This window comes from Streptomyces sp. LaBMicrA B280 (assembly GCF_049222185.1).
GTDB classification, from domain to species: domain Bacteria; phylum Actinomycetota; class Actinomycetes; order Streptomycetales; family Streptomycetaceae; genus Streptomyces; species Streptomyces murinus.
The window spans coordinates 336,593-356,539 of the sequence record NZ_JBMJCT010000044.1; the positions used below are offsets into that span (position 1 = coordinate 336,593).

Below are 19,947 nucleotides of genomic sequence, written 5' to 3' on the forward strand. Positions count from 1 at the left end.
GTTCCCCATCCTGCCTCACGGGGCCTGCCGCCAGCTGAGGATCCAGCCCGCGGTCAGCGCCGCCGCGCCGCCCGCAAGGGCGATCGCGCCGCCCGTTCCGATGCCCTCGGCCACCGAGCCGAAGCAGGCCGGGCCGACACCCTGGAGCGTCATGTTGCCGGAGCCGAGCAGTCCGAAGGCCTGCCCCTGGCCGTCCTGCGGCAGGGCGTCCAGGAAGGGCCGTTGCAGCCCGAGGCCGTAGGCGAAACCGGAGCCGGTGAGCAGCAGCAGGGCGCACGAGACGCCCACGCCGGGCTCGGCGGCGAAGCCGATCAGCGGCAGTCCCATCAGGACGACCAGCGGGACGACCAGCCGCTCCCGGGTGGGCGGCCGCAGCAGTCGGCCCACCAGCAGGTCACCGATCAGCATGCCGACCGGCAGACAGCCCATCAGCACCGCGTACCAGCCGGGCGCGAAGTGCCGTCCGCCCGCGTAGGCGACGATCAGTCCCTCCGCGCCCGCCACGAACGCCGACGGCAGCCACTGGGCCAGCATCAGCCGTCGTACCGTACGAGCGCGCAGCAGCAGACCGGCGCCGCGCAGGCTGGCCCGGACGGCGCCGCCGTCGCCGTGAGTGCCGCCGGAGGCGGGGCCCGCTACAACCCCGACACCCTCCAGGTGGCGTACCGGGGGCGGAACATCGCCGAGGTGCTGGACCTCACGGTGGAGGCGGCGGCGGAGTTCTTCGCGGACGTCCCGGCGCCGCAGGCGGACGGCGAGCGCGCAGCCGAGGTAGAGGGCGGCGCTCACCGCGAGCGCCCGGTGGGCGCCGAGCACCGCGACGGCGGCGCCGCCCAGCGCCAGGCCGAAGAGCTGCGCGCCGGAGGCGGCCATGTTGTTCAGCGAGCGGCCCAGGACATAGGCGTCGCCCTTGAGCCACCGCGCGACCAGTCGGCTCGAAGCGCCGCTGAACAGCGGGGTGGCGAGGGCGATCAGGGCCACGACAGCGAGACTCGCCGCGATCGGCATCCGCACCAGGGCGAGCAGCACGGCGGCGGCGCACTCCAGGGCGTAGCCGCCGACGATGAGCGCGCGCGGCGGCAGCCGGTCGGCCAGGGAGCCGAGCAGCAGCGAGCCGAACAGCTGCGGGAGGAAGCTGATGCCGAAGGCCAGCGCGCTGAACAGCGCGGAGCCGGTGGCGGTGAAGACGAGGACCGAGAACGTGGTGATCCGCAGCGAGTCCGCGGTGATCGCGACGGTACGGGTCGTGAAGAGCAGCCGGAAGCGCGGCTCTGCCAGCACTTCCCGGTAGGTGGCTCGGTGGTCGCCCTGGACGGGTCCGGCGGTTGTGGTCACAGCGGACAGCCTCGGTGCCCGCACCCTCCGCCCTCCAATGATTCGTCCCTGGACGAATCGAAGCGGGCGCCCGGCGATAGCGTGACGGGGTGCTCCGCTTCGAAGTCTCCGTCGAGGACCTGCTGCGCAGCAGGTTCGCGCTGTCGCCCGCGATGGAACTCTCCGCGCTGCTGCGCTCGCTCGCCGGCCGGAACCGGCCGCTGCCGCGCGCCTGGGCGTCCCGGCTCCGGCCGGTCTTCGAACGGCTGCGCCGCGAGACCGAACTGGACGCCTTCCTCGCCCTGCACACCGCGCGCTCCGGCGCGGACTTCGTCGCCCCGCCGCCGCGCGGCCTCGGCCAGACCTGGGCCGCCGACCTCGCCGCGATCCGGGCCACTCCTCCGGCCGCGGCCCGCCGTGAACTCGCCGCCGCCGCGGCCCGGCCGCCCGGCCGTGATCCCCGGGTGCGCGCGGTGCTGGAGTCCGCGGACGCGGTCCCCCGGATCGCCGAGGCGATGGACCGGGCCTGGCGGGAGCTGCTCGCCGGAGACTGGCCGCAGCTGCGCGCGATCTGCGAGCGCGATGTCGTGCACCGGGTGGGGGTGATCGGCGAGCAGGGCTGGGCCGCGGCCATCGAGAGCCTGCACCCGGGCATCGCCTGGCACGCCGGCGGTATCGAGCTGGGTTTCTTCCCCCGGGGCGGCACGGTCCGCCTGGTCGGGGACGGGCTGCTGCTGATCCCCTCGGTCTGCGTCGGGCCGTCCGTCGCCGCCCATCTGGAAGACCCCTGGCCCAGGACCCTGGTCTATCCCGCCCGGGGCACCGCCGCTCTGTGGGACGCGCCGCGGGCCGCACCTGGGCCGGACGCGCTGACCGCCCTGGTCGGCCGGGCCCGGGCCCGGCTGCTGGTGGCGCTGGACGCCCCGGCCAGCACCAGCCAGCTCGCCCAGAGCCTCGCCATGGCGCCGGGCGCGGTGGGCGACCATCTCGCCATCCTGCGCGCCGCGGGGCTGCTGGTCCGCGCGCGCTCCGGACGGTCGGTGCTCTACCGGCGCACCCCGCTCGGCGAGGCGCTGGTCGGCGGTTCGGGCTGACGGTCCGGATCGGCGCCCCGCCGAAGGCCGTGGCCGGTACCGGTACCGGTACGAGGCGATATCCGGCATGAGCCGCTACCGCCACGAGCGCTATCGGTATGAGAAGAACACAAGCCGACAAGCAGTCGTTCTCAGCGGTCGCCCCTTGTCCGAGAAGCCCCCATGGAGCCCCGCCCGTACGGGCCCTGATCTGCGGTTCCGCTAGCCTGGAGCGCGATGAGCGACCGTATGACGACACCGTGGGGCGAGGTCGAGCTGTCCCGCTTCCCCGAGGATCCCCGCGACCGGCTGCGTGCCTGGGACGCCTCCGACGCGTATCTGCTGTGCCATCTGGCCGCGGAGAACGTGCCGCTGACCGGCGAGGTGGTGGTGCTCGGGGACCGCTGGGGCGCCCTGGTGACGGCGCTTTCGGAACACCGGCCGACCCAGCTCACCGACTCCTTCCTCGGCCAGGAGGCGAGCCGTGCCAACCTGGCGCGGGCCGGTGTCGAACCGGGCGCGGTACAGCTGCTGACCACCCAGGACGAGCCGCCCGAGCGGATCGACGTCCTGCTGGTGCGAGTGCCGAAGAGCCTGGCGCTGCTGGAGGACCAACTGCTGCGGCTGGCGCCCGCCGTGCACCCGGGCACGGTGGTGATCGGCACCGGCATGGTGAAGGAGATCCACACCTCCACGCTTCAGCTCTTCGAGCGGATCCTCGGCCCGACCCGGACCTCGCTGGCCCGGCAGAAGGCCCGGCTGATCTTCTGCACCCCCGACCCGGCGCGGGAACGGCCCGCGAACCCGTGGCCGTACCGCTACGACCTCCCGGCCGGCGTCGGCGCGATCTCCGGCCGCCCGGTCGTCAACCACGCGGGCGTCTTCTGCGCCGACCGGCTGGACATCGGCACCCGCTTCCTGCTCCAGCACCTGCCGGGTCCCGGCCCGGCCCGGGTGGTGGACCTCGGCTGCGGCAACGGCGTGGTCGGTACGGCGGTGGCGCTGGCCGACCCGGCGGCCGAAGTGCTGTTCGTGGACGAGTCGTTCCAGGCGGTCGCCGCCGCGGAGGCCACCTACAAGGCCAACGGGGTACCCGGGCATGCCGAGTTCCGGGTCGGCGACGGGCTCGCCGGGGTGGCCCCCGACAGCGTGGACCTCGTCCTGAACAACCCGCCGTTCCACTCCCACCAGGCGACGACGGACGCGACCGCGCGGCGGATGTTCACCGGCGCGCGGCGCGCCCTGCGGACGGGCGGCGAGCTGTGGGTGATCGGCAACCGGCACCTGGGCTACCACATCACCCTGAAGCGGGTGTTCGGCAACTGCGAACTCGTCGCCAGCGACCCGAAGTTCGTGATCCTGAAGGCGGTCAAGAAGGCATAGCGGCCCCGGCGGCGCCGGTCACGACCTCGATGAGGCGCCGCACCTCCCGTGCCATCGCCTCTCGGCCGACGCTGAGGTACTTGCGGGAGTCCACCGCCTCCGGGTGCGCGGCGAGGAACTCCCGGATCGCCCCGGTCATGGCGATGTTCAGCGCGGTGCCGACATTGACCTTGGCGATGCCACCCGCGACCGCCTCGACCAGGCCCGCGTCCGGTACGCCGGAGGAGCCGTGCAGCACCAGGGGGACGGGCAGCGCGGCGGACAGCCGTTTGAGCAGGGCGTGGTCGAGGGCGGCGGTGCGCGTGGTCATGGCGTGCACACTGCCGACGGCGACGGCCAGGGCGTCGACCCCGGTGCCGCCGACGAAGTCCCGGGCCTGCGCGGGGTCGGTACGGGCGCCGGGCGCGTGCGCGTCCAGCGGGGGCCGCCCGTCCTTGCCGCCGACCTCGCCCAACTCGGCCTCGATGTACAGACCTTGGGAGTGTGCCCAGTCGGCGGCCGCCCGGGTCGCGGCGAGATTGTCGGGGTACGGCAGCCGGGCCGCGTCGTACATCACCGAGCTGAACCCGGCGCCGGGCGCCTGGCGCAGCAGGTCATCGCTCTGCACATGGTCCAGGTGCAACGCGACGGGTACGGCGGCTTGTTCGGCGGCGGCGCCGGCCGCGCGGGCGAGCGGCAGCAGCCGTCCGTAGCGGAACTTGACCGCGTTCTCGCTGACTTGCAGGACGACGGGGGCGCCGGCCGCTTCGGCGCCGGCGATCACGGCCTCGATGTGTTCCAGCGTGATGACATTGAACGCGGCGACGGCCGAGCGGTCTTCGACGGCGCGGGCGACCAGCTCGCCGGTGGGCGCGAGGGGCACTTCGGGCGTCCTTCCGGGGCGCGGTACGGCGGGTCGGGTCAGGCGGGGTCGGAGGGGTCGGCGAAGGCGGCGGCCTCGGGGGCGTCAGGGGCGTCAGGGGCGCCGGGAGCGTCACGGGGATCGCGCGGCCCGGGGATCTCGGGGGACCCGGTGGGGTCAAGGGCCCCGGCCGCACCGGCCGAATCAGCCATGTCGGCCACACCTGCCACACGTGCCACACCTGCCGCACGTGCCGCATCCGCCGCATCCGCCGCATCCGCCGCATCCGCCGTGAGGATCACCGAGCGGGTGAGGTGGCGCGGCCGGTCCGGGTCGAGGCCGCGCGCGGCGGCGACGGCGACCGCGAGCCGCTGGGCGCGGACGAGTTCGGCGAGCGGGTCGAGGCCGCCCGCGATCCACAACCCGCCGGTGCCCCGGACCTGTTCGGCGAGCCCCTCGGGCGCCTCGCCGAACATCCAGGTGGCGGTGCCCTTCGTGGTGATGCTGATCGGGCCGTGCCGGTACTCCATCGCCGGGTACGCCTCGGTCCAGGACAGGGACGCCTCGCGCATCTTCAGCCCGGCCTCGTTCGCGAGTCCGACCGTCCAGCCGCGCCCCAGGAAGGTGAACTGGCCGCATTCGAGCAGGCCTTGGGGCAGCCGGGTGGTGAGCGCGGTACGGCAGTCGGCGACGACGGAGTCCGTGTGCAGGCCGAGATGGGCGCGCAGCAGGGTGAGGGCGGTGGTGGCGAACCGGGTCTGGACGACGGAGCGTTCGTCGGCGAAGTCCAGCACCACGAGATCGTCGGCGGCGCTCATCACGGGCGTCGCGGGGTCGGCGGTGACGGCGGTGGTGCGGGTCGCCGTACCCCGCGCCCGGCCCAGCAGTTCGAGCACTTCGGTGGTGGTGCCGGAGCGGGTGAGGGCGATCACCCGGTCGTACGACCGCCCGTACGGGAACTCCGAGGCGGCGAAGGCGTCGGTCTCGCCCTGCCCGGCGCCCTCGCGCAGGGCGGCCACCGCCTGCGCCATGAAGTACGAGGTCCCGCAGCCCACGACCGCGACCCGCTCGCCCGCCGCCGGCAGCGCGTCCCGGTGCCGTCCCGCCTCCTCGGCGGCCCGCGTCCAGCACGCGGGCTGGCTGTTCAGCTCGTCCTCGACATGGGTCATGCCCATCCCCTCCCCTGGCCTGGCTGATTGTTCCTGCAAGATATAGCGAGCTTTCGAGCACAATCAAGCATTCCTAGGGGACCCGGGGCGCACGACGGGGGTGCGCTAGGGTCACCGATCGGGGAACGCATGGAGAACGGAGGCCGCGGATGTCCCGGGACGCCCGGTGGAAGGCGCTGCTGGAACTGCTCGTGGAGCGCGGCCGGCTGGACGTCGAGGAGGCGGCCACCGAGCTGGCGGTGTCGGCGGCGACGATCCGCCGGGACTTCGATCAGCTCGCCGAGCAGCAGATGCTGGTCCGCACCCGGGGCGGCGCCGTGGTGCACGGGGTGTCGTACGAACTCCCGCTGCGCTACAAGACGGCACGCCGCGCCTCCGAGAAGCAGCGGATCGCGGCGGCGGTGGCCGATCTCGTGGCGCCGGGCGAGGCGGTGGGGCTGACCGGGGGTACGACGACCACGGAGGTGGCCCGAGCCCTCGCCGTGCGCGGTGATCTGGCCACCGGCTCCCCGGCGTTGACCGTGGTCACCAACGCGCTGAACATCGCCAATGAGCTGGCGGTGCGGCCCCAGTTCAAGATCGTGGTCACCGGCGGGGTGGCCCGTCCGCAGTCGTACGAGTTGATCGGGCCGCTCGCTGACGGGGTGCTCGGGCAGATCAGGCTGGATGTGGCGGTGCTCGGGGTGGTCGCCTTCGACGTGGTGCACGGCGCGGCGGCGCACGACGAGGCGGAGGCGGCGATCAACCGGCTGCTGTGCGAGCGCGCCGAACGGGTCGTGGTCGCCGCGGACTCCAGCAAGCTGGGCCAGCGGGCGTTCGCCCGGATCTGCCCCGCGCGCCTGGTGGACACCCTGGTGACGGACACGGCGGTGGACCCGGAGGCGGTCCACCGCTTCGAGGAGGCCGGGATCCGCGTCGTCGCCGTATGACGCGGGGGCCGTCCGGCTACCAGAAGGCGCCGCGATCCACCTTCACGAACCCCGCGCCGCGCTGGTCGTTGCAGCCCATCAGGGGGCGGTCGACCGTGTCGGGCGGGGACTGCTGTGCCTGGAGGGCCACGCTGACCAGGGTCAGCAGCAGATCGACATCGCTCGCGGCGTCGAGGCGCAGGGTCACCCACGGCGAGCCGGGCACGATCCTGATCACGCCGGAGCGTTTGAGATCCCTGGCGAACCGCCGGATGGCCCGGTCGGTCAGCCGCAGATCGACATCGCGGTCCGAGTGGAAATGGACGATCTCACCCTTGGCGGAGACCACCGCCTGTCCCTGACCGCAGCTCGGCACGGCCTGTCTCAGGTCCGGCCAGGTCGCCAGTTGCGCGTATGCGCGCGAGGCCAACGTCATGGGCCCATCATGACGCGCTCACCCCGTTGCAACCAGCGCGTGAGCAAGCATTAACCGACCTGTGTCCGGACCGGGTTGCCACGCCCATACACGCGTACGAACACAACGCAAGCGACCGGCCTGCCGGTTCGGCCCGCCATCCGGCCAAACCCCCACGTCCGGGCCCCTTTTCGCCGGTTCATGGCGCTACACAGGCATCGTGAGGACATCCGCGGGCCGTACCGGCCGCAATGTGATCCGGGTGACCTGACCGCCTTCGATGGCGACGTGGAGGACGGCGAGCGGATGGCCGCCGGGGGCGATGAGATACGCGGGACCGCCGTTGACGGTGAGCGGACATGTCGCCCGGATCCGGTCGGCGAAGCGCACGGTCTCGGTGGCGATGGCGGTCGCGCCGGTGACGACCGTACGGGCTCCGGGCGGAAGGAGCGCCGCGTCGGCGTCGCGCACGCTGTCGGGGGCCAGGAGCCGGATCATCGCGCGGGTGTCACCGGTACGGGCCGCGGCCAGGAACGCCTCGACGATCTCGCGGTCCGGTGTCTGCCGACGCTCCGCGACGGGTGCCGGGGAGTGCAGGCGCCGCCGGGCTCGGCTGGCGTGCTTCTTGGCGCCGGGCACCGTCCCGTCGAGAACCTGGGCGATCCGGTCGAACGGCACGGCGAACAGGTCGTGCAGCACGTAGGCGACGCGCTGGGGCGGGGTCAGTCGCTCCAGCAGGACCAGCAGGGCGCGCGAGACGTTCTCGGCCCGGAGGACCGCTTCGTCGGCGGACAGCTGCTCGGCCGGGATCGCGTCCGCGAGCAGCGGTGCTTCGCCGCGTCGGCGGCGGGAACGCAGCTCGTCGAGACAGACCCGGGCGGTGACGGTGGTCAGCCACCCGGCCGGATTCTCGATCTGCTGTGAGCCCCGCGCTGCTGCCGCGCGCAGCCACGCGGTCTGGACGGCGTCCTGGGCGTCATGGATCGAGCCGCCACCGCGGCGAACCGGAATGGATCATGGAACGGCGTCGCACGCTAGGCGAACGCATCAGCGACCTGCGGGCCGCAGCTCACCACGCCCAGGAGTCCTTCACCGAGGCCACCGGCATCCCCCGGCGGACCCTTCAGCGCATCGAGTCAGGCGACGGCGACCCCCGCTACAGTGACCTGCTCCGTATCGCCGAAGCCCTCAAGAAGGACATGGCGGCACTGATGAAGACCGGCGCCTCGTAGTCGAGCCTCAGCTCTGCGGATCGATCGCACGTTCGGATTGAATCACGTGTTCGAATTCTTGGGCCAGAGAGAGCCGGTTACCGCAGGCGGCGTTCTGGTGAACCGTGATCGACGCAAGAAGGGGTCTTGCGGTCAGCTGACCGTAAGACCCCTTCTGGGTGCGCCGATTAGCGCAGAGGGCGACTGCACAGCGCCGGTGTGCGCCGCAGGAGCCCTGTGTTGGAGTCTCGCGGTCGATCGGATGGCCGCGCCCACTGCCCGCCCCCGACGCGCAGAACGGGCCGGAGGCGGGCACACGGCATCACCGTCGCCGATCGGCGACCGCCCCGGTGTACGTCTCTTTGGTCAGGTCCTGAGATCCGATGCCCAGGTCGGCGAGCACCGCGCGGATGTCGTCCAAGGCCGCAGACAGCTCGGCCTCCTCGACATGCGTCTCGATCTCCAGGAACGTGCCGTCAATCTCCGGCACCCGCACCAGCGTGGCGAGGAGTTGCCGGCCGCGCGCCTCGAACTCGTAGTTCCGACACCGCTTCTCGAAGGCGATGACCGGGATATACCCCAGGCCGCGAAGGACAGCGTGAGCTGCTTCCCCGTCCGCCACGACGGTCTCGTACTCCGGCTTGGACCCGGACACCTCATCGACCGTCGCGTCCTTGAAGGTCAGCAGTGTACGCGTGCTGTCTACGCCGTGGACCGTTCGGACGCGTAGCTCCTGGTCGCCCATGTCCAACGAGCCGTCGGGACGGTCGTAGTACGTATCCCGGTACACCTCGGCCCGGGCTGTGGCGCGCGCGTCCAGCTGCCGCATCACCGCTTCTGGCGCATGCACCCGCGCCTTCAACTCCGCCTCGATCAAGAACCTGCTCCTTCCTCTCAGACCGTGCGCTCAGCTCCATCGATGAGCGCTTCAAACATGCGCCGGAACCCCCGGAACAGGGGACCGTGCGGCGTCTCCATGACCTTGTACGTGGCGGATTCGTGCCCTTCCCACCCGGCGTCGAAGGCGCCGACGAACATCGTGGAGTCCGTACGGATGAGCCGCCAAGTGGGAAGCATGCGGTATTTCCAGGCGCTGATGTTGCAGGTCCCGGCGAGTTCCCGCAGCCGCGCTTCAGCGAGCCGCACGCCGCTCGCGAGTGACTCGGCGGACTCTCCGATTTCGGCTGCGCGGCGGGCCAGGGCGTCACTGTCTGGATCGAGCAAGGCGATCCTGACCCGAAGCCCCTTACCGCCCTGCTCGCGCGGCAGGCAGGCACGCAGGAGGCTGTCGTTCAAGCCAATGAGACCGAGGCCGCGGACAGCCAACACGTCCAGTTCGGAAGCCTCGCGGGCCTGCTGCTGGATCTCCTCGGCCGCAGACCTCTGCGCCGCGTACACCCGGACCACTTCCGGGAAGGCCGCCAGGTCGAAGGCAGCCCCGCCCGAGAGTCGTTCCCTGCTCGCGGCCAGGCCGAGCAAGTGCCGAGCGTCATCAGGCATGTGGAGGCCGTCCGCGATTCGCTCGTACACATCAAGGCGAGAGACCTCCCGCCGTCCGTTGATGATTTCGTTCACCCGAGCCTGCGTCATGCCGGTCGCCGTGGCAATACGGGCCTGGCTCGCGCCGGCGTACTGCTGTGCATGCCGGAACACCGCACCTATGTCCCGGGCGCGGAGGGCCTGCCGTACCTCGGCACGCTCCCAGGCCCAGTTCGGTAGTTCGATTGGATCGAGCGCGGTCGCCATCGCTGCTCCGATTCCCCGAATGGGATTGGAAGTTATCTCACCGTGAGATTACCGGTGGGGGATCGCTCGGGGATCAACGCGCACACCAGGCTGACCCGATGAAGGACCCCGGCGACCGCGCGAACGGCCCCGGGGACGGCCAACGCTCAAACCCGAGAGGGAGCGTCGACATGACAAACGTTACCGCCCAACCCCCGGTGAACGCACGGGGTGGCCGGATGACGATGCGGGTGTACACCGTGGACCGCTACGGCACGGTCACCCAGGACCGCGGCACGATCACCGTGGCCATCGACGGCAAGCTGCCGCCGCTGCCCCAGCCCGACTCCTACCCGCCGTGCCAGTGTCCGCTCCACCGCGTCGTGCTGCCGGTGACCCGATGAGCGCCCCCGCGAAGCAGACCACCGGCACGGCGCCCGTGGACACCACCACCATGCGCGAGACCGTCGCCCGGGCGCTCGGGCCCGAAGACGAGACCGGCGCGCCGCCCCCGGCGCCCGAAAACCTCGACCTCCTCATCGGCCAACTGCGCGGCCACCTGGAGCTGCTCATTCCCGAGGTGGAGCAGAGGCTGGCCCGGCTGCCGAAGGAGGGCACCGCCCGGTACTGCGCGAGCGCCTGCGTCGGCGAGGCCCGTGGCAAGCTCCAGGCACGTCCGGCGCCTCGCGCCGACGGGGAGGTGGAGTACGCCCGGCGCCTGGCACGTGTCCTTCGGCCGCTCCTCGACCACTTCGAGGGCAACGCGGCCCCGTAACAACTCCTGCCCTCGTCCTGGTGCTCACGAGGGCCTCGCACTGACGCACCCCGATGGCGGCCGTCTCGGGTCAGGGCCGCACCCACAGCCCCGCCGCTGCAAGGCAGTTGCGCGCCTTCCGCCACGAGCGCGGCGGGACCGCCACGCCGCCCGGGACCCGGAAGACCCGGGCGGCGTGAGCGCCACGAAGGAGAACGATGGAACCCGTACAGCCGGAGCCCCAACCGCCGGAGTCGGAGTCGGGCCTTGATCCGGCCGAGGAGAAGGCTTGGATCAGTCGGCTCGTCCTGCTTCACGAGGTGCCGCTGCCCGGCGAGATGAGCGAGGAGCAGAACGCCGGGACGAAGTGCATGTGGTGCGGGGCTGGCGACCAGGCCGAGTTACGCCCTCGGAATGGGATGCTGCCCGTGTGGCCCCTGCGTGCCTGCCCCCCGTGCATCGAGGCGCGGGCCGCGAAGGTGAAGACGTTTTGTACGTGGGCCGAGCACATCGCAGACTGCGACGCCTGTCAGCTCGTCGGCCGGTGTCCCGCTGCCATGCCACTCGCCGACGCTCACGCCGCGGCGGTCAAGTCGGCGACCGGCAGCCCGCTCGTCACCCTGATGTGCTGCACGGTGCAGGAAGACGACGTCTCCAACCCCTCCGTCGTGCCTCTGAGCCGGATCGGCTGCGGCTCCGCGCATCACAGCTACATGCACGTCCCGAGATGCCCGAAGGGCGCCTTGCGGGTCGTGCCAGCGCATGCGTCCACCGATGGTGCGGCAATGGATGAGGGGGCCCGGGACTGATGAACGCCGAGGGTAACCTCCCGCCGCCTGCGCCGTTCATGTCCACCTGCAACGGGTGCTGGCAGCTGCTGGTCCCCCTGGCCAAGAAGGTCACGGTGGACGCCGGCTGCTTCGCCGAGCAGGTCGACCTCGCGCGGCACCTCACCGCGGAGCACCCGGACGAGGTGCTGCGCCGCACGGCGACGACTGCCCCATGTGCCCCAAGTACGCCGAACTGCCGGACTGCGCAGATGCCTGGGCGGAGCATCGGGCCCGCGACCTGTTCCTGGCGAAGGACATGGCCCGGCTGCTGTAGAAGGCCGGTGGTCAGCTGCGGGGCGCTGCTGGCCTTGTAGGGCTACGCCGCCTGAGAGCGGCTCACAGACCCCTGCCCGGGGGCCAGGTAGACGCAATCGAGCCCCGGCCGTCGGGCAGGCACCAAGCACCATCCCAGTCGAGTGGAAGGAAGCCAGCATGCCCGAGATCAAGATGCCCGCCGTGGACGGCGTCGCCGACGCCGCAAAGGCGATCCTGGACAGGATCGAGCAGGACCTGGAGTTCGGGGCGTTCCGAGCCGCGAGCCTGGAGTACAGCGAGGACTGGCAGTGCTTCACCGGGTTCCCGGTCATCGCACGCTGGAGCCTGGAGGCCGACGCTGCGCCGCTGTTCGAGGAGGGCCTGCGCGCCCTCGCGCTCAAGGCGGCGGTGTTCGAGGCCACCGGTGACGACCAGGCGTCGGAGATCGCGATCGCCGTCCCGGTCGATGAGATGACGCACGCGATGCTCGCCCAGGCGCAGTTGTCCGCGCGGATCGCGGCGCGCTGCGGGGTCGGCATCATCCACCAGACCGACCAGGAGCACACCGACTACCGCAGCGGCGGGTACACCCACGACTGCTACCGCGCGGCGTGGGGCGAGCCGCCGGCCCGGTACTGGCTCGACCATGAGGAGGTCGTCCGGCGCCGTGGTGTGCTCGCAGCTCTGTACGCGAGCATCGGTATGGGCCGCTCCGGGCGGGACCACACGCTGGACTTCGCGGCGGCCGCGGTCTAGCCGAGCGCGGCGCGCAGCACCGCGGTGACGTCCGTGTCCGGGTCCGAGGCGAGCAGGAGTTCGGTCGCCTGCCGGATCAGGTCGGCGCACGCGTCCGGCGGTGCTGCGTCCAGCGCCGTGCGCACCCACGCGGGGACCTCGTCGGCCTCGACGGGCGGCGGGGTCTCCCACGGCAGAGGCAGGCGGTCGGTGGCATACGGCGCAGCCGGGAGCCCGACGCGGTCGGGGTGCACGCACACCGGTACGCCGGCCGCGGTGAACCGAAGGCCGGTCGCAGGGTCGAACGGGCAGTCCCGGGAAGGCCGCACGGCCACGTCGAACGCCCCTCCCGGCAGCCGCAAGGACGGACACACCCCGCACACCGGCCGCCCGTTCCGCGCAAACGCACCCTGCTGTTCCGTCATCCCTGACTCGCCTTCTCGCACGTGGTGGCCAGCACGGTAGCGATGGCGCGCCCGGTGCGTTGGCCAGCCGGGTTTTTTCAGCGGACCAGGTCGGCACGAGGCACGCCGATCGCATCAGCAATACGGACAAGGGTGTCCAGCCGCGGTGAGGCGTGGCCCTGCTCGATGCGGCTGTACGCGGCGACGTCGATGCCCGACCGCCCGCCCGCGGGCATGCCGAAGAGCCCCCGCCGCAGGGGTGCGGCGGGGGCTCGATGTTCAGTACCGGCGGCGTTGCGGGTCGAGGCCGAGGGACCGCGATGCCGTGAACCGCGCCCCTACCCCCGCAAGTGCCCCCTCACATCCCCCACCAGATGAATCCGCACCCTCCTCTCCACGAACCCCCACCGCCCTCCCCTGCGCTCGAACCGGTCCCGGTAGCGCCCCGCGGCGACGGCCTGCAACGGCAGCCCGGGCAGGGCCTGGAACACCGTGACGTAGGAACGCGCGGTCGCGACGCCCGACTCCTCGTCCACCTCGACGGCGAGGTTCGACGTGGCGTGGTGGGTGCGGGGCGTGCCGTCCTCGTAGAGGATCACGGTGTCCCGGAGCATCCTCTCCACGGCTTCGGCACCCCCCACGGGTTCCCCGCTCCCGATGAACACCGCGTCGGCGAACAGCTCCCCGGCCCCGGCGAAGTCACCGCCGTCCACCAACTCGGCATATCTGGCGATCAAGTTCGGCACGGCGGTCGTGCCCACGGCTGTGCTCATGGGACCCGAGGGTAGGGCCCTGCGGGACAATCCCCTTGCTCCGCGCCTCGGCCGCCCCCTACGCTGAGTTTGTGCCGCTAATAAACAAAACCCGAACGCACAGCGTCGTGCCGGGCCGGGAACTCGTCGGGCTGCGGGTCGCGATCACCGCGTTCTTCGCGCTGGACGGGTTCATATTCTCCGGCTGGGTGGTGCGGATCCCGGACATCAAGCACCAGACCCATGCCTCCGCCGGGGCCCTCGGGCTCGCGCTGCTCGGTGTGTCCGCCGGGGCCGTGCTGACCATGATGCTGACCGGCCACCTGTGCCGCCGCTACGGCAGCCATCCGGTGACCGTCGCCTGGATGGTCGTCCTCGCCCTCAGCGTCGCCCTCCCCCCGCTCACCCACTCCGCGCTCGCACTCGGGGCCGTACTCCTCGCCTTCGGCGCCGCATACGGGGGCGTAAATGTCGCATTTAACGCCGCCGCCGTCGATCTCGTCGCCGCCGTACGACGCCCGATCATGCCCAGTTTCCACGCCGCGTTCAGCCTCGGCGGCATGGTCGGCGCGGGTGTCGGCGGGCTGGTCGCCGGGTTCCTCTCCCCCACCCGCCATCTGCTCGGGATCACCGTGCTCGGGCTGCTCGTGACGGCCGTCGCCGGGCGGAGCCTGCTGCGGCACGAGCCCCCGGTGCCGCCCGCGGACGACCGGGAGCCTGCGGCGGCCGGTACCGGCCGGGCGTCCCGCGTCGCCGGGCGCTGGCTCGTCGTGGGATTCGGGCTGGTCGCGCTGTGCGACGCGTACGGCGAGGGCGCCATGGCCGACTGGGGCGCGCTGCATCTCAAGCAGGACCTGACGGCCTCCGCGGGAACGGCCGCCGCCGGGTACGCCTGCTTCGCGCTCGCCATGACCGCCGGGCGGCTCTCGGGCACGGCACTGCTGGGACGCCTCGGCCGGGCCCGCACGGTGATCGCCGGAGGCGCGGTCGCGGCGGTGGGCATGCTGCTCGGCTCGCTCGCGCCGTCGGTCGGGGTGGCGCTGGCCGGCTTCGCGATCACCGGGCTCGGGCTCGCCAACATCTTTCCGGTCGCCATCGAGCGGGCGGGCGCGCTGGCCGGGGCGTCCGGCGTCGCGGTCGCCTCCACCCTCGGGTACGGCGGCATGCTCCTCGGACCGCCCATGATCGGGTTCATGGCCGACTGGTTCTCCCTGCCCACCGCGCTCACCAGCGTGGCCGCGCTGGCCGCCGTGGCCGCCCTGATCGGGGTGGCGACGCGCCGGGCCCTGAACGGCTGACGCCTTCCGGAGGGGCCGGCACCGGCTGCGGCCGGATCCGCGCTGGCCGTCCACCGCGCGCCCCCGCTATCATTGCACCATGCATCTTTCATCGTGTCTGTGCTGGTGGCGCTCCTCGTAGGAGCGGCCGCCACACAGGCATGAAGCGGGCCGTTCGCATGGACGGCCCTTTTCCTATGTCCCTGGAACCAGGGGGCGGGGCGTCCCGACGGCCCGCCCGACCCATCACCAGGAGACCGAGATGAATCCCCACCCACAGGCCGCGCCGTCCGAGGCCCCGTCCGCCGCCGACACGCCTGACGCCCCCGACGCGCTCGGCACCTCCGCCGCGCGGGCCCGCAGCGCGGAGCTGGAGAAGCTGATCGCCGAGGACCCGGGAAAGTTCCGGATCCTGACCGGCGACCGGCCCACCGGAAGACTGCACCTCGGCCACTACTTCGGCACCCTCCACAACCGGGTCCGGCTCCAGAACCTCGGCGTGCAACTGTTCGTGATCATCGCGGACTACCAGGTGCTGACCGACCGCGACGTCGCGGACGACCTCCAGTCCTACGTCGACGAGCTGGTCCTCGACCACCTCGCCATCGGCGTGGACCCGGAGCGCAGCACGATCTTCACGCACAGCGCCGTCCCCGCCCTCAACCAGCTGATGCTGCCCTTCCTCAGCCTGGTCTCCGTCGCCGAGCTGAACCGCAATCCCACCGTCAAGGACGAGATCGCGCACTCCCGCCAGTCCGCCGTCAGCGGGCTGATGTTCACCTATCCCGTGCACCAGGCCGCCGACATCCTCTTCTGCAAGGCCAACCTGGTCCCGGTCGGCCAGGACCAGCTGCCGCACCTGGAGATCACCCGGACCATCGCCCGCCGCTTCAACGACCGCTACGGCCATGGCACCCCCGTCTTCCCCCGGCCCGAGGCCCTGCTGTCGGAGGTGCCGCTGCTGCTGGGCACCGACGGCACCAAGATGAGCAAGAGCCGGGGCAACTCCGTCGTCCTGGCCGCCACCGCCGACGAGACCGCGCGGCTGCTCAAGGGCGCGAAGACCGACTCCGAGCGGCACATCACCTACGACCCCGCCACCCGCCCCGAGGTCTCCTCGCTGCTTCTGCTGGCCGCGCTGTGCCAGGGCCGGAGTCCCGAGGAGATCGCCGCCGACATCGGCTCCGCGGGCGCGGCGGCGCTGAAGAAGACCGTGACCGAGGCGGTCAACGAGTACCTGGCCCCGATCCGGGCGCGCCGCGCCGAGTACGCCCGGGACCGCGGTGAGCTGCGCCGCGTCCTGCGCGCGGGCAACGAGCGGGCGAACGCCGTGGCCGACGCCACCCTCGCCGAGGTGCGTGCCGCGATGAACAGCGACTACTGAATCCCGGTGCGGCGCGGCGGGCGGACCGGCACCGACGTCAAGGTCCCGTACCTGTCCCGAGTGGCAGGTGCGGGACCTGCCGCGGCACATCGGGACGGTCCACCGGTGGGCCGCGGGCTTCCTCGCCGAGGGCACACCGGGCCCCGGCCGCTCGGCGAGGAGTTCTGGACGCGGCGGCAGGCGCACGAGACGACCATGTGCCGGTACGACGCCGAGGCCGCCCGGGGCGGTGCGCCCTCCCCGATCGCCGCGGACCTCTCGGCGGACGGCATCGACGATTTGCCGTGCGGCTTCCACGCGCGGTCCAGGAGCCGGGCGCGTACGACGGAGCCGGAGGCGCCGCGGATACGGGCGAGGGACGCGGGGCCGGACACGGTGTGGACCGTACGACTCGGCCCGGACGGACCGCCGGTGACGTCGCGTCAGGCCACCGGGGACGCGGATGCCGAATTTTCCTGACCTGACGACTCGTCAGGCAGAAGAGGTCAGTCGCTCTCTTCGGCCAACATCCGGGCCAGCACGGCGCGTTGCTCCGGCCGCACCTCGGTGTGCAGCGCGCGGCCCTTCGGGGTGAGGGCCACCCGGACGCCCCGGCGGTCCTCCGCGCAGGCGCCCCGCTCGACCAGACCCTCCTTCTCCAGGCGGCCGATGAGCCGGGAGAGCGCGCTCTGGGTGAGGTGGACGCGCTCGGAGATCTCCTGGACGCGGTAGGCGCAGCCGTGCGGGCCCCGGCGCTCGGCCAGCAGGTCCAGGACCTCGAAGTCGCTGGCGCACAGGCCGTGGGCGCCCAGGGTCCGGTCCAGTTCGCACTGGGTGCGGGCATGCAGGGACAGGATGCCCCGCCACTGCGCCACGAGTGCCCGCTCGTCCGTCGTCGACGTCATCGACGCACCGTAGCAGCCCCATGGGCGGGTAAAGAAAGTCGGCGTCGGGCACCCCGGGCGGCTACCGCAGGCCGGCCCCGCGCGCCAGCCCCGTCACCGCGTGCCGGAAGAACCGATCCCGGTCCTCGATCACGTTGTTGAACTGGCCGAACAGCTCGAAGCTCACCAGCCCGAACAGCTGCGCCCAGGCCGCGACCATGGCGGCGGCCACCTCGGGAGGCAGGTCGGGGGCGATCTCGGCGGCCAACCGCGCGGCCTCGGGGCGCAGTTCGGCGGCCAGCGGCAGCTCGTCGAGACCGGGGCCCCGCCGGGCGTCGCGGAAGATGCCGATGAGCACCATGCCGGTGCGGGCGGCGGAAGCGATGGTGGTCTCGGGGGCGGCGTAGCCGGGCACGGGCGAGCCGTAGATCAGCGCGTACTCGTGCGGATGGGTGAGCGCCCAGGTCCGTACCGCCTCGCACACCGCGGTGAAGCAGTCCACGGGCGCGGCCTCGCCCGCGGCGTCCCGGGCCTTCTCCGCGGCCGCGCCCAGCGCGTCGTACGCGTCGATGATCAGGGCCGTCAACAGCTCGTCGCGGCTGGGGAAGTAGCGGTAGAGGGCGGAGGAGACCATGCCCAGCTCGCGGGCTACGGCCCGCAGGGAGAGCTTGGCCGCGCCCTCGGCCGCCAGTTGCCTGCGGGCCTCTTCCTTGATGGCCGCGGTTACCTCGTTCCTGGCCCGTTCGCGGGCTCCCTGTGCGGTGGTCATGCCCGCCATTCTGCCATGCCAGAGAGCGGTGCACACAAAAAAGAGCACTGCTCTTGCTTTGGAGCACCTGTCTCCCGCATGCTGGTGTCAACCGAGAGCACCGCTCTCCCGAACCAGAACCATGGGAGTCCACCATGTCGTCGTCCACGCCGTACTACCTCAAGGGCAGCCCGCTGAATGTGCGGCTGAACAGCGTGATCGGCTGGCTCGCCCGGCGCGGGATCAGCCTCGCGGGCACCGCCGAGCTGTCCGTGAGGGGCCGCAAGAGCGGCGCGATGCAGCGCGTCCCGGTCAATCCGCACACCTACGAGGGCGGGCAGTACCTGGTCTCGGCGCGCGGCCACTCGCAGTGGGTGCGCAATATGCGTGCCGCGAACGGCGGTGAGCTGCGCGTCGGGCGCAAGGTCCGCATGTTCACCGCGGTGGAGCTTCCCGACGCCGAGAAGCTCCCCGTCCTGCGGACCTATCTGGAGAAGTGGGGCTGGGAGGTCAACCAGTACTTCGCCGGGGTGACCGCCGCCTCCACCGACGAGGAGATCGCCGCCTGCGCCGGCGACCACCCCGTCTTCCGGATCACCGTCACGAAGTGACGGGCTCCTCCTCCGGCTCGGTGGACTCCTCGGCGTCCGCCGCCTGCGCCGGACCCGGGTCCAGCATGGTCAGGGCGCGCTGGGCGAGCGGGTGGGAGCGGACCAGCTCGCCGAGCGAGGTGGCGCCCCGGGTGATGTTGCGGAACGCGTTCCACGCCGGGCGGAAGCCGGTGAGGGCGGCGTGGAAGAGGCCGGGCCGCCGCTCGAACGCCGCGAGCAGACGCCGTCCGACGCCCATCTCGACGCCGAGCCCCGCCTTGACGGCGAAGGCGTAGTTCAGGGCCTGGCGACGGGTGTCGACGGCGTCGTGCGCCTCCGCTATGCGCACCGCCCACTCACCGGCCAGCCGGCCCGAGCGCAGCGCGAAGGAGATGCCCTCACGGGTCCAGGGCTCCAGGAGTCCGGCCGCGTCGCCGCAGACCAGGACCCGGCCGCGGGAGAGCGGCGAGTCGTCGGCACGGCAGCGGGTCAGATGCCCGGAGGAGACGGCCGGTTCGAACCCGGCGAGGCCCAGCCGGGCCACGAAGTCCTCCAGGTAGCGCTTGGTCGCCGCGCCCTGGCCGCGGGCGGAGATCACCCCGACCGTCAGTGTGTCGCCCTTGGGGAACACCCAGCCGTAACTGCCGGGCATGGGGCCCCAGTCGATGAGCACCCTCCCCTTCCAGTCCTCGGCGACCGACTCGGGCACCGGGATCTCCGCTTCGAGACCGAGGTCCACCTGGGCCATCTTCACGCCCACATGGGCGCCTATCCGGCTGGCGCTGCCGTCCGCGCCGACGACCGCGCGGGCCAGGACCGTCTCGCCGCCCTGGAGGACGACGGCGACCGTGCGCCGGTCGGGGACCGCCGAGCCGTGCTGCTCGACGCGCTGCACGGTGACGCCCGTACGCAGTTCGGCGCCCGCCTTCTGGGCGTGCTCGACCAGCTGCTGGTCGAACTCGGGCCGGTTGATCAGCCCGAACAGCATCTGCCGGGACCGGCGGGTGCGGGTGAAGCGCCCGTTGTTGGAGAAGGTGACCGCGTGCACCCGGTCCCGCAGGGGCAGTTCGAAGCCCGGCGGCAGGGAGTCACGCGAAGGGCCGATGATGCCGCCGCCGCAGGTTTTGTACCGGGGCAACTCGGCTTTCTCCAGCAACAGGACGCGGCGCCCCGCGACCGCCGCCGCATAGGCGGCCGAGGCCCCCGCGGGTCCCGCGCCCACCACGACGACGTCCCACACTCGCTGCACGTCGTCCGCCGAAGAGTTCTCGCCGCTCACGATGGTCTACTGCTCCGATCAAGCCGCTGCCGCTCCC

The 19,947-nt window shown here is 72.2% G+C and carries 24 protein-coding genes and 1 pseudogene; 12 read left to right on the top strand and 13 right to left on the bottom strand.

Going from position 1 to position 19,947, the window contains the following annotated elements; translation table 11 throughout:
• Nucleotides 1-15: 15 nt before the first annotated feature.
• Nucleotides 16-1,335 (bottom strand): MFS transporter, encoded by a 1,320-nt coding sequence (locus tag ACLF5H_RS29855; protein WP_421679094.1) that lies wholly within the window; start codon nucleotides 1,333-1,335, stop codon nucleotides 16-18.
• Between the two features lie 89 nt (nucleotides 1,336-1,424).
• Between ACLF5H_RS29855 and ACLF5H_RS29860 the strand changes: the two genes are divergently transcribed.
• Both ACLF5H_RS29860 and ACLF5H_RS29865 read left to right on the top strand, forming a co-directional pair.
• Nucleotides 1,425-2,408, top strand: coding sequence for an ArsR/SmtB family transcription factor (locus tag ACLF5H_RS29860; RefSeq protein WP_421679095.1), 984 nt, complete (start codon nucleotides 1,425-1,427; stop codon nucleotides 2,406-2,408).
• Between the two features lie 228 nt (nucleotides 2,409-2,636).
• Nucleotides 2,637-3,770 carry a methyltransferase gene (locus tag ACLF5H_RS29865; protein WP_421679160.1) on the top strand — a complete coding sequence of 378 codons (1,134 nt, stop codon included), beginning with the start codon at nucleotides 2,637-2,639 and terminating at the stop codon, nucleotides 3,768-3,770.
• On the opposite strand, the gene ACLF5H_RS29870 is transcribed toward ACLF5H_RS29865, so the two are convergent.
• Together ACLF5H_RS29870 and ACLF5H_RS29875 are read right to left on the bottom strand one after the other, a co-directional pair.
• The gene (locus ACLF5H_RS29870; RefSeq protein WP_421679096.1) at nucleotides 3,757-4,632 is read right to left on the bottom strand and encodes a class II fructose-bisphosphate aldolase; all 876 of its coding nucleotides are present in this window, start codon (nucleotides 4,630-4,632) and stop codon (nucleotides 3,757-3,759) included. The two genes, ACLF5H_RS29865 and ACLF5H_RS29870, sit on opposite strands and share 14 nt — an antisense overlap.
• 272 nt (nucleotides 4,633-4,904) lie before the next feature.
• Nucleotides 4,905-5,780 (bottom strand): annotated as a pseudogene (locus tag ACLF5H_RS29875) (SIS domain-containing protein); the annotation flags it as partial.
• Between the two features lie 149 nt (nucleotides 5,781-5,929).
• On the opposite strand from ACLF5H_RS29875, the gene ACLF5H_RS29880 reads away from it, so the two are divergent.
• Complete coding sequence (locus ACLF5H_RS29880; RefSeq protein ID WP_421679097.1) at nucleotides 5,930-6,709, top strand: DeoR/GlpR family DNA-binding transcription regulator; 780 nt, start codon at nucleotides 5,930-5,932, stop codon at nucleotides 6,707-6,709.
• 16 nt (nucleotides 6,710-6,725) lie between these two features.
• Here ACLF5H_RS29880 and ACLF5H_RS29885 read toward each other — a convergent pair whose 3' ends face one another.
• Nucleotides 6,726-7,124, bottom strand: coding sequence for a luciferase family protein (locus tag ACLF5H_RS29885; protein WP_421679098.1), 399 nt, complete (start codon nucleotides 7,122-7,124; stop codon nucleotides 6,726-6,728).
• Nucleotides 7,125-7,310: 186 nt separating this feature from the next.
• Entirely contained in the window at nucleotides 7,311-8,114 is an 804-nt protein-coding gene (locus tag ACLF5H_RS29890; protein ID WP_421679161.1) for a sigma factor-like helix-turn-helix DNA-binding protein, read from the bottom strand.
• A gap of 5 nt (nucleotides 8,115-8,119) precedes the next feature.
• Here ACLF5H_RS29890 and ACLF5H_RS29895 point away from each other — a divergent pair, with 5 nt between their 5' ends.
• Nucleotides 8,120-8,335: a helix-turn-helix domain-containing protein gene (locus ACLF5H_RS29895; RefSeq protein WP_421679099.1), complete on the top strand. Its 216-nt coding sequence runs from the start codon at nucleotides 8,120-8,122 to the stop codon at nucleotides 8,333-8,335.
• A gap of 301 nt (nucleotides 8,336-8,636) precedes the next feature.
• Here the strand turns inward: ACLF5H_RS29895 and cyaB are convergent, their stop codons facing one another.
• Together cyaB and ACLF5H_RS29905 are read right to left on the bottom strand one after the other, a co-directional pair.
• A complete protein-coding gene (gene cyaB / locus ACLF5H_RS29900) occupies nucleotides 8,637-9,191 on the bottom strand; it encodes a class IV adenylate cyclase (protein ID WP_421679100.1) in 555 nt (184 codons plus the stop codon).
• 17 nt (nucleotides 9,192-9,208) lie between these two features.
• On the bottom strand, nucleotides 9,209-10,060 hold the full coding sequence (locus ACLF5H_RS29905; RefSeq protein WP_421679101.1) for a helix-turn-helix domain-containing protein: 852 nt from the start codon (nucleotides 10,058-10,060) through the stop codon (nucleotides 9,209-9,211).
• Nucleotides 10,061-10,230: 170 nt separating this feature from the next.
• Between ACLF5H_RS29905 and ACLF5H_RS29910 the strand changes: the two genes are divergently transcribed.
• The 4 genes from ACLF5H_RS29910 to ACLF5H_RS29925 all read left to right on the top strand — a co-directional run bounded on the left by ACLF5H_RS29910 (nucleotide 10,231) and on the right by ACLF5H_RS29925 (nucleotide 12,634).
• Nucleotides 10,231-10,443: a hypothetical protein gene (locus tag ACLF5H_RS29910; RefSeq protein ID WP_421679102.1), complete on the top strand. Its 213-nt coding sequence runs from the start codon at nucleotides 10,231-10,233 to the stop codon at nucleotides 10,441-10,443.
• Entirely contained in the window at nucleotides 10,440-10,814 is a 375-nt protein-coding gene (locus ACLF5H_RS29915) for a DUF6415 family natural product biosynthesis protein (RefSeq protein ID WP_421679103.1), read from the top strand. The genes ACLF5H_RS29910 and ACLF5H_RS29915 overlap by 4 nt, the downstream gene beginning before the upstream one ends.
• Before the next feature lie 197 nt (nucleotides 10,815-11,011).
• Nucleotides 11,012-11,602 carry a hypothetical protein gene (locus ACLF5H_RS29920; RefSeq protein WP_421679104.1) on the top strand — a complete coding sequence of 197 codons (591 nt, stop codon included), beginning with the start codon at nucleotides 11,012-11,014 and terminating at the stop codon, nucleotides 11,600-11,602.
• 453 nt (nucleotides 11,603-12,055) lie between these two features.
• Nucleotides 12,056-12,634 carry a hypothetical protein gene (locus tag ACLF5H_RS29925; protein WP_421679105.1) on the top strand — a complete coding sequence of 193 codons (579 nt, stop codon included), beginning with the start codon at nucleotides 12,056-12,058 and terminating at the stop codon, nucleotides 12,632-12,634.
• On the opposite strand, the gene ACLF5H_RS29930 is transcribed toward ACLF5H_RS29925, so the two are convergent.
• The 3 genes from ACLF5H_RS29930 to ACLF5H_RS29940 all read right to left on the bottom strand — a co-directional run bounded on the left by ACLF5H_RS29930 (nucleotide 12,631) and on the right by ACLF5H_RS29940 (nucleotide 13,790).
• The gene (locus tag ACLF5H_RS29930; RefSeq protein WP_421679106.1) at nucleotides 12,631-12,948 is read right to left on the bottom strand and encodes a hypothetical protein; all 318 of its coding nucleotides are present in this window, start codon (nucleotides 12,946-12,948) and stop codon (nucleotides 12,631-12,633) included. The two genes, ACLF5H_RS29925 and ACLF5H_RS29930, sit on opposite strands and share 4 nt — an antisense overlap.
• Nucleotides 12,949-13,115: 167 nt before the next feature.
• Complete coding sequence (locus ACLF5H_RS29935; protein ID WP_421679107.1) at nucleotides 13,116-13,253, bottom strand: helix-turn-helix domain-containing protein; 138 nt, start codon at nucleotides 13,251-13,253, stop codon at nucleotides 13,116-13,118.
• A gap of 102 nt (nucleotides 13,254-13,355) precedes the next feature.
• Entirely contained in the window at nucleotides 13,356-13,790 is a 435-nt protein-coding gene (locus ACLF5H_RS29940; protein WP_421679108.1) for a nuclear transport factor 2 family protein, read from the bottom strand.
• A 107-nt stretch (nucleotides 13,791-13,897) separates the two neighbouring features.
• Here ACLF5H_RS29940 and ACLF5H_RS29945 point away from each other — a divergent pair, with 107 nt between their 5' ends.
• The 3 genes from ACLF5H_RS29945 to ACLF5H_RS29955 all read left to right on the top strand — a co-directional run bounded on the left by ACLF5H_RS29945 (nucleotide 13,898) and on the right by ACLF5H_RS29955 (nucleotide 16,845).
• A complete protein-coding gene (locus ACLF5H_RS29945) occupies nucleotides 13,898-15,067 on the top strand; it encodes an MFS transporter (protein ID WP_421679109.1) in 1,170 nt (389 codons plus the stop codon).
• 241 nt (nucleotides 15,068-15,308) lie between these two features.
• Nucleotides 15,309-16,430, top strand: a complete 1,122-nt coding sequence (gene trpS, locus ACLF5H_RS29950; protein ID WP_421679110.1) for a tryptophan--tRNA ligase — start codon at nucleotides 15,309-15,311, stop codon at nucleotides 16,428-16,430.
• Between the two features lie 67 nt (nucleotides 16,431-16,497).
• Entirely contained in the window at nucleotides 16,498-16,845 is a 348-nt protein-coding gene (locus ACLF5H_RS29955) for a hypothetical protein (protein ID WP_421679111.1), read from the top strand.
• A 70-nt stretch (nucleotides 16,846-16,915) separates the two neighbouring features.
• Here the strand turns inward: ACLF5H_RS29955 and ACLF5H_RS29960 are convergent, their stop codons facing one another.
• Together ACLF5H_RS29960 and ACLF5H_RS29965 are read right to left on the bottom strand one after the other, a co-directional pair.
• A complete protein-coding gene (locus tag ACLF5H_RS29960) occupies nucleotides 16,916-17,314 on the bottom strand; it encodes a MarR family winged helix-turn-helix transcriptional regulator (protein ID WP_421679112.1) in 399 nt (132 codons plus the stop codon).
• A gap of 61 nt (nucleotides 17,315-17,375) precedes the next feature.
• A complete protein-coding gene (locus ACLF5H_RS29965; protein WP_421679113.1) occupies nucleotides 17,376-18,062 on the bottom strand; it encodes a TetR/AcrR family transcriptional regulator in 687 nt (228 codons plus the stop codon).
• A gap of 134 nt (nucleotides 18,063-18,196) precedes the next feature.
• Here ACLF5H_RS29965 and ACLF5H_RS29970 point away from each other — a divergent pair, with 134 nt between their 5' ends.
• Complete coding sequence (locus ACLF5H_RS29970; RefSeq protein WP_421679114.1) at nucleotides 18,197-18,652, top strand: nitroreductase family deazaflavin-dependent oxidoreductase; 456 nt, start codon at nucleotides 18,197-18,199, stop codon at nucleotides 18,650-18,652.
• Here the strand turns inward: ACLF5H_RS29970 and ACLF5H_RS29975 are convergent.
• On the bottom strand, nucleotides 18,642-19,910 hold the full coding sequence (locus ACLF5H_RS29975) for a geranylgeranyl reductase family protein (protein WP_421679115.1): 1,269 nt from the start codon (nucleotides 19,908-19,910) through the stop codon (nucleotides 18,642-18,644). The two genes, ACLF5H_RS29970 and ACLF5H_RS29975, sit on opposite strands and share 11 nt — an antisense overlap.
• Between the last annotated feature and the right edge of the window lie 37 nt (nucleotides 19,911-19,947).

Coding starts and splice junctions, on each gene's coding strand:
- trpS (WP_421679110.1), top strand. CDS start 15,309: ATGAATCCCCACCCACAGGCCGCGCCGTCCGAGGCCCCGTCCGCCGCC.
- ACLF5H_RS29920 (WP_421679104.1), top strand. CDS start 11,012: ATGGAACCCGTACAGCCGGAGCCCCAACCGCCGGAGTCGGAGTCGGGC.
- ACLF5H_RS29905 (WP_421679101.1), bottom strand. CDS start 10,060: ATGGCGACCGCGCTCGATCCAATCGAACTACCGAACTGGGCCTGGGAG.
- ACLF5H_RS29915 (WP_421679103.1), top strand. CDS start 10,440: ATGAGCGCCCCCGCGAAGCAGACCACCGGCACGGCGCCCGTGGACACC.
- ACLF5H_RS29925 (WP_421679105.1), top strand. CDS start 12,056: ATGCCCGAGATCAAGATGCCCGCCGTGGACGGCGTCGCCGACGCCGCA.
- ACLF5H_RS29880 (WP_421679097.1), top strand. CDS start 5,930: ATGTCCCGGGACGCCCGGTGGAAGGCGCTGCTGGAACTGCTCGTGGAG.
- ACLF5H_RS29865 (WP_421679160.1), top strand. CDS start 2,637: ATGACGACACCGTGGGGCGAGGTCGAGCTGTCCCGCTTCCCCGAGGAT.
- ACLF5H_RS29965 (WP_421679113.1), bottom strand. CDS start 18,062: ATGACCACCGCACAGGGAGCCCGCGAACGGGCCAGGAACGAGGTAACC.
- ACLF5H_RS29960 (WP_421679112.1), bottom strand. CDS start 17,314: ATGACGTCGACGACGGACGAGCGGGCACTCGTGGCGCAGTGGCGGGGC.
- ACLF5H_RS29935 (WP_421679107.1), bottom strand. CDS start 13,253: ATGCCCGCGGGCGGGCGGTCGGGCATCGACGTCGCCGCGTACAGCCGC.
- ACLF5H_RS29910 (WP_421679102.1), top strand. CDS start 10,231: ATGACAAACGTTACCGCCCAACCCCCGGTGAACGCACGGGGTGGCCGG.
- ACLF5H_RS29940 (WP_421679108.1), bottom strand. CDS start 13,790: ATGAGCACAGCCGTGGGCACGACCGCCGTGCCGAACTTGATCGCCAGA.
- ACLF5H_RS29885 (WP_421679098.1), bottom strand. CDS start 7,124: ATGACGTTGGCCTCGCGCGCATACGCGCAACTGGCGACCTGGCCGGAC.
- ACLF5H_RS29970 (WP_421679114.1), top strand. CDS start 18,197: ATGTCGTCGTCCACGCCGTACTACCTCAAGGGCAGCCCGCTGAATGTG.
- ACLF5H_RS29895 (WP_421679099.1), top strand. CDS start 8,120: ATGGAACGGCGTCGCACGCTAGGCGAACGCATCAGCGACCTGCGGGCC.